6 protein-coding genes are annotated in these 7,683 nt (G+C 39.0%); 2 read left to right on the forward strand and 4 right to left on the reverse strand.

Going from position 1 to position 7,683, the window contains the following annotated elements; all coding sequences use genetic code 11:
* Positions 1-228 precede the first annotated feature (228 nt).
* The 3 genes from rpmF to IIB50_02295 form a co-directional block, all read right to left on the reverse strand.
* Positions 229-525, reverse strand: coding sequence for a 50S ribosomal protein L32 (gene rpmF, locus IIB50_02285; GenBank protein MCH7529923.1), 297 nt, complete (start codon positions 523-525; stop codon positions 229-231).
* Between the two features lie 101 nt (positions 526-626).
* Positions 627-920 carry a hypothetical protein gene (locus tag IIB50_02290; protein ID MCH7529924.1) on the reverse strand — a complete coding sequence of 98 codons (294 nt, stop codon included), beginning with the start codon at positions 918-920 and terminating at the stop codon, positions 627-629.
* A 58-nt stretch (positions 921-978) separates the two neighbouring features.
* A complete protein-coding gene (locus IIB50_02295) occupies positions 979-1,590 on the reverse strand; it encodes a ribonuclease HII (protein ID MCH7529925.1) in 612 nt (203 codons plus the stop codon).
* Positions 1,591-1,675: 85 nt separating this feature from the next.
* On the opposite strand from IIB50_02295, the gene dnaE reads away from it, so the two are divergent.
* Positions 1,676-4,861, forward strand: coding sequence for a DNA polymerase III subunit alpha (dnaE, locus tag IIB50_02300; GenBank protein ID MCH7529926.1), 3,186 nt, complete (start codon positions 1,676-1,678; stop codon positions 4,859-4,861).
* 58 nt (positions 4,862-4,919) lie between these two features.
* Entirely contained in the window at positions 4,920-6,146 is a 1,227-nt protein-coding gene (thrS, locus tag IIB50_02305; protein ID MCH7529927.1) for a threonine--tRNA ligase, read from the forward strand.
* Between the two features lie 8 nt (positions 6,147-6,154).
* Here the strand turns inward: thrS and IIB50_02310 are convergent.
* The coding region (locus tag IIB50_02310) for a hypothetical protein (protein ID MCH7529928.1) at positions 6,155-7,683 on the reverse strand (1,529 nt) is incomplete at its 5' end.

Below are 7,683 nucleotides of genomic sequence, written 5' to 3' on the forward strand. Positions count from 1 at the left end.
GGTGTATACCTCTTGGCTGTAATCCTATAAGAGCCGAATTGGTAAAGTTATCATGGTTTTCGATAAGTTGATAACACAACCTGTTGATGGTTAACTCAAATCTTTTGCTATTTAAGATTATTCTCGGCTGCATTATTAAGTTTAAAATTTAATAATAAGGTTCATTTGGTCAAAAAAAAACCGTCTCGCCTGAGGCGGGACGGGGTCAATATCTAAATAAATTTTCATTTATTTTTTTTCTTTTTGAGTTGATGTGGTTTCTTTTGCAGTTGCAGTTTTTTTCCCTCCTGAAGCGGCTCCGTCTTTTACGGAAGCTGTCACTTTAGCTTTCTTTTCCTTCTTAGCCAGTTTTGCAGCAACATCGATAACAATTCTCCCACGATATTGCCCACAGTTTTCACACACTTTGTGTCTCATGTGGCTACCACCACAATTTGAGCACAACGAAAGACGTGGCTCTACAAGGCCGTGATGTGACCGCCTATTTGCGGTGTGCGCTTTTGTGTGTCGCATTCTCACTGACATAGAGATATCGTACGCAATTTGTGCTGAAATGGCAAGTTTTCAACTCTTTTTAAAAAATAAGCGCTGGAGAGATGCCAGCGCTATTTTATATTTTATTGACCTCACTGAAGTCCATTAGCCCCAAGATAGGTCTTTATCTTTTCTTCAAAATCCGCGATTGAAGATTCTGCAACAGAAGATAAAAATTTCTTACATTTACCACCAGCGGGATCTTTCCCCGTTTCTGTTTTGACACAACCATTAATATGCCTACTTCTTCTACAAAAACCGCATAAAACTGGTTCTTCGTATGTTCCCCTATTGAGAATCTCCTGCAGTTTATTGGGATCTTCGTAATATTTTCTTACTTCAGCTTCTTGTTCATCTCTTTCTTTTTCTTCACTTTTATGCGTCATCACTATCCTCTTTTTCGTTAGAGTTTTTACCTATTTATCCATTTAGAATATTAAAAAATTAACGACCGTTTGTCAATTTCAAGAAGCTTTTTCTATGTATTTCACAGATCCCATATTTCTTAATACTTTTATAATGCGCCGTGGTGCCATATCCTTTATGCACATCAAATCCATAATGTGGATACAATTTACTTAAGCGCACCATTTTTCTATCACGATACACTTTGGCAATAATAGAAGCAAGCGCTATTATTGATTTTTTTTCATCTCCTTTTACTATGGTTTTTTGATTTTTAAATTTACTCGGCGCATACAAAAGTCCGTCCAAAAACACATGGCACTCTCTGGGCTTGATCCTCAGTTTATTAAGTGACCGCCCCACTGCAATGCGTAGAGCTTTCGTTATACCCGATACATCTATATACCTCACCCCCACACTTGATACCGCAAAATATATAGTCCTATTATTTCTTTTCTCAATTGTTTTCTCGAACCATTCTTCTCTCTGCTGTTTGGTCAATTTTTTTGAATCTTTTATCCCTCTCAACCACGCTTTATTTTTTCCTTTTGGAACCGCCACAGCACAAACCGTAACAACACCAGCGACGGGGCCCCTTCCCACCTCATCAACTCCTATATAGTATGCTTCGCTTCCACGTTTGAGCTTCATCGTAGTTAGATAATACCACAGCTCGCTGTGGTCGATGTCAAACTGCTGACCTCTGCACACTCTTGCTTTCTGATATAATATTGATATGTCAAAATTCGTACACTTACACACTCACAGCCACTACAGTCTTCTCAATGCCCTTCCAAAAATTAAAGATCTTGTAGCCGCAGCCAAAAAACATGAAATGACAGCGCTTGCTCTTACTGATAATGGAAACATGTACGGTGCACTTGAATTTTACAAAACATGTAAAGCGGAAAATATAAAGCCGATTTTGGGAATTGATGCATATATTGCATTGCGCACACGATTTGACAAAGAATCAGGCATAGACAATCAGCGATTCCGTGTGGTACTCCTTGCAGAAAACAACAAAGGATACAAAAACCTACTTAAACTAGTAACACAATCACATCTTGAGGGATTTTATTACAAACCCAGGATAGACCGTAAATTGCTGGAACAATATTCTGATGGATTAATCGCTATTCTTCCATCTTTTTCTGGAGAAATCGCCACTGCGCTCAAAAACAAAAATAAAGAAAAGGCGCTTGAGGTAGCAAACTGGTATACCAAAACATTTAGTAATAATAATGTATATCTTGAAATTACTCATCATCCAGAAATCGCGGGGCAAAAAGAGTTGCAAAAATCTATTATTGCATTTTCAAAAGAATCGGGGATTCCACTCGTTGCGGCACATGATGTGTATTACATAAAAAAAGAGGATAAAAAGGCACGTGAGATTCTTATAAAAATACAAGCGGGAATTGATTTTAGAGAACGTGGAAATAGAGACACGAGTAAGGAGGATTTTTCTTTTATTGATGGAGTGACTGCTGAGAACTATTTCAAAAATATACCAGAAGCCATAGAAAATACAGAACATATTGCGAAAAGATGCAACCTCAACCTTACATTGGGTATATGGGTTTTCCCTGAGCTCATATTACAAAATAACGATACGCCAAATGCTGTTCTCCGTGACATGGTATACAAAGCTTTAAAAAAAAAGAATATAAAGAAAACAAAGGAAGTTGAGAAACGGATAGAATACGAACTTAAAGTCATACAAAGTAAGGGCTATGCTTCCTATTTTCTGGTTGTGAGTGACTTGATACGTTACGCTCATGATAATGATATTTTAACAACAACAAGGGGTTCAGCGGCAGGTTCTATGGTTTCTTACCTTGCAGATATTACAAATATCAATCCCATTGAATATGAGCTGCCGTTTGAACGGTTTCTTAATCCATACCGTCCATCGCCACCTGATATTGACATGGATTTTGCTGATAATAGACGAGATGAAGTAATCCAATATGCAAAGGAAAAATATGGTGAAGACCGAGTCGCTCAAATTGGAACTTTCGGCACCATGATGGCACGTGGCGCAGTGAGAGATGTCGCGCGAGCACTTGAGTATCCGTATGGAACTGGAGACAAAATTGCAAAGTTGATTCCTATAGGTGCACAGGGTTTCCCTATGACTATTGATAAAGCCCTTGGTCTCGTTGCAGAACTAAAAGACCTCTATAAAAAAAATAAAGATGTGAAGAAAATATTGGATTTGGCAAAAAAAATTGAAGGTTTGGCGCGACATATTTCGGTCCATGCTGCTGGTATCGTTATCGCCCCAAAGCCACTTGTAGAATTTGTGCCGCTCCAGCTTGATCCAAAAGGAGGAAAAATCATTACACAGTATGATATGTATTCTGTAGAGGAAACTGGTTTGCTCAAATTTGATTTTCTAGGAATAAAAAATCTTGCAATTCTTGCCGATGCTGTCAGTCGAGCAAAAAAATTCAGTGGCGTTGATATAAATATTGAACACATTCCCCTTGATGATAAAAAGACGTTTGAAATGCTTGCCAGAGGAGAAACAGCCGGATTATTTCAGTTAAGTGGTGGAGGGATGACTCGATATCTCAAAGAGCTCAAGCCAACTACCATACACGACATCAATGCTATGGTGGCACTGTATCGACCGGGACCGATGAATAATATCCTTGAATACATAGAACGCAAGCATGGTCGACGACCGATTACTTATTATCACCCAAAAATGAAATCATTTTTGGAAAAATCGTTTGGGATTTTAGTTTATCAAGACGATTTACTTTTTACCGCCCTTGAAATTGCCGGGTACGACTGGGAGTCAGTTGATAAATTTAGAAAGGCAGTTGGAAAGAAAATTCCTGAAGAAATGGCAAAACAGCATGAAATTTTTGTAACAGGGTGCATGAAACATTCCAATATGAAAAAAAAGGAAGCAGAAGGATTGTGGAAATTGTTTGAGCCGTTTCAGGGGTATGGATTCAATAAGGCGCACGCCGCCAGTTATGGAAAAGTCGCATATCAAACCGCATATATGAAAGCAAACTTTCCCGCACTGTACATGGCTGCAGTTCTGACTGCCGATTCGGGAGACATAGAGAAAGTGTCAGAGACTATTAGAGAATGTACTCGAATAGGGATTGTAGTTCTGCCACCCGATATCAATGAAAGCTATGGGGATTTCGCTGTTATCAAAGATGAGAAGGAAAATAAAATACGTTTTGGACTACACTCAATAAAAAATTTCGGTGATGGAATTGCTGATGCCATAATACAAGAAAGGAAAACAAATGGTAGGTATGCGTCACTTGCTGATTTCCTTGGGCGAATCATCGACAAAAATCTCAACAAAAAATCTCTTGAGTCACTCATACAATGCGGAGCACTCGATGAATTTGAAGAAAGGGGAACTATGGTCAAACACATTGGGCAACTTCTTGAGTACAATAGAGAAAGCACGAAACTCCTACAAAGCAGTCATGAATCGCTCTTTGCAGAACTTCCTGAAGAACCTACAGGCAAAACATTACTGCTGGAAAAAGCTAATCCAATCAGTCAAGAACAAAAACTTCTGTGGGAAAAAGAACTTCTTGGTCTGTATGTGTCCGGACATCCTCTTGATACATACAAAAATAAACTTAGTCCAAATGGCAGGAGTATAGAAAAAATAAAAGCAGAATTTAAAGAAGGGATGACTGTTGTCATCTCCGGAATAGTAGAAGAGGTAAAGCTAATTCGCACCAAAAATGGAGATGCAATGGTATTTGCCCGCGTTGCGGATTTTGACGGGAGTATTGAAGTTGTTGTCTTCCCCAAAATATTTTCAGAATATCATGATCTGTTTAAACCCCAACAATGTATCTCTGTAAAAGGAAGGCTATCGGGTAGAAATGATGAAAAAAGCATTATTGCTGAGAGAGTAAAGATGTTATAGCTGCGCAATCGAACTTTGCCCATGTATACAGATTTGCTATTATTGAATAATAAATAGTATGGAAGATAGAGACCACAAAAAGTTGGGGCCTGCGCTTGGGCTTTTTTATATTGACCCGGAGGTGGGAAAAGGGTTGCCAATGTTTCTACCAAAAGGGACTATTCTGAAACGAGAATTGGAGAACTTCATCATTGAAGAAGAAACAAAAAGAGGGTATTTCCATGTGCAAACACCAGACATAGCTAAACTCGATTTATATAAAAAATCAGGACATTATCCCCATTACAAAGACTCGATGTATGCGCCTATAGTAATAGACGATGAAGAATTTATATTACGACCGATGACTTGTCCACATCATTTTCAACTCTTTCTTTCGCAACCAAGAAGTTATCGAGAGCTACCAATGAAAATCGCTGAACTCTCTCAGCTCTATCGCTATGAACAATCGGGTGAATTAATGGGACTTCAGAGAGTACGGACGTTCTGCCTTTCAGACGCTCACATTTTTTGCACCTCTGAAGAACAAGCAGTGGAAGAACTCGGTAAAGCACTTGATCTTATAGAGTACGCTGTGGAAGTATTTGGTTTTAAATTTGGGGTTGATTACCGATATCGGTTATCACTTGGGGATAGAAAAAATAAGGAAAAATATTACAAAAATGACTCTGCATGGGAGAAAGGAGAGGAACTATTGCGTAATTTAATGAAGGAAAGAGGATGTGAATTTGAAGAAGTAAAAGACGAAGCAACTTTTTATGGTCCTAAAATTGATATCCAGATGAAAAATGTAAATGGCAAAGAGGATACCGCATTTACTTGTCAATATGATTTTTGTATGCCGGATCGCTTTGATCTGACCTACATCGCTAATGATGGTAGCAAGAAAAAAGTGTTTGTGATCCATCGATCATCAATTGGATCAATCGAACGTATAATGGCTTTTTTAATTGAGCATTATGGAGGCGCATTTCCATTATGGCTATCCCCTGTTCAGGTAAAAGTACTTCCAATAAGTGATGTTCACAAAAAATTCGCGGAAGTTGTATACAGCTCCCTGAAAGAAAGTGGTATAAGAGTAGAACTGGATGACAGTGACGAAACATTAGGAAAGAAAATTAGGCATGGAAAATTGGAAAAAGTGCCCTATATGCTTGTCATAGGAGACAAAGAGGTTGCAGAAAAGAAAGTCACGGTTGAGAGTAGAGATAAGGGAAATCTGGGCAGTGAGAATACAGAAAAACTTATTGAGAAATTTAAAAAAGAGATAAAAGATAAAAAATAAACTGTCGCTTATTGTTCCTTTTTAATTTCCAAAGCACGTAGAAGTGCCACTTTTATACCGGAGTGTGTGTCTTTGTAGCTGTGATCAGCACCAGAAGACAGAGTTGATATTAGTTTCTCCAATTCACTATCATTTAATTGAGATGTCTTTTCAAGCAAAAAGTCACTAGCAGAAGGTGTATTTTCTAGCCGGTGTCGTAGCACTCCGTCGAGTGCAACTACTACGCGAACAAGAAATTCCCTTGTGGAATATCCTCCTGATTTGAGGGTTCTCAAAAAATTAAATATAGTACTTGCTTTCCGGTCGCAAAGCCATCCTACAAATACCGGCACGGAATCATCATCAGGAATACCTATCCCCAATTCTCCTTGTTCTTTTTTTGTAGTGGTAATCTGATGTATTGAAGCAGTGTTTTGTGGATTATGAGATGCAAGATTTAAAAACGCAGAAACTCTATCTTTGTTTAAATGAAGCCACCCATCCTCTCGCGGATACAATAATCGTGCAGAAGCTACTACATCTTCCAACAATTTAAGCGAAGTGGCTCGATCCTCTTTGCCCATTTGAGTAATATAAGTAATGCCTTCCTTTGATACTAACACTCTCTTTTCATGTGCCTTCTCTTCTATCTCTTTTTCCAAACTTACAGTAGGTGAACCATTTTCGGCAGAGTTATCCTCAGTATATAAGACAGGGTGAGTCAGCTCATCTGAAATTTCATCATTCATTTCGTTACTTACTGATTTCAATACAACAGTGTTTAGCTTTGAATTTCTCGCCGTAAGAAAATACGCTATTGCTCCACTCCAGAGAATAAGAAGACTCCAGAAAAGCGCAAGTCCGATTGGTCCCTCCGGGAAACCGGTATATGGTACTTGACTTAAATATATAAACGCGAGCGGCTGTTCATTTGGCACCTGTTTTAGTGACAAATGTATATTAGGTTGGTTAATGCCACCGCCACCTCCGCCTCCGCCTCCGCCTCCACCTCCACCACCAGTAGCCACGGTCAGTGTAGCAGTACAAGTCGTTGTTCCATTATCACCAATAAAAGTGCCAGTGTAGATAGTTGTTATGGGTGGTGTAATGGTAGTAGAGCCGCTGGATACTGGAGTGGTTGAGCCAACTCCGTTATCTATAGTACCTGTGTTTGAATTTTCAGATGTCCAGGAAATAATTGAATTTTCCCCTACCGAAACGGATGTCGGGTTAACTGTAAGTGTACAGATTGGATTGTCAGGTGGTGGTGGAGTGTCTTCAACCGTCAACTCTGCAGTACAGATTATCGTACCACCTTCTCCCGTGAAGGTCGCTTTATATATAGTAGATATTGCTGGAGAAATTGTTTTTGAACCACTAGAAACCGGAGAGATATTTCCTATTCCATTATCAATACTGCCACTACTTGCATTTGTTGAAGTCCAAGAAAGTGTTGCTTCATTACCCTCCTCAATGGTTTGTGGAGACACAGAGAGACTGCAGGTTGGAGTGTTGGGTGGAGGTGGTGGTACATTTTCAACTATTAACGTAACTGTGC

This window comes from Patescibacteria group bacterium, from assembly GCA_022560785.1.
Taxonomy (GTDB): domain Bacteria; phylum Patescibacteriota; class Minisyncoccia; order Phycocordibacterales; family JADFSL01; genus JADFSL01.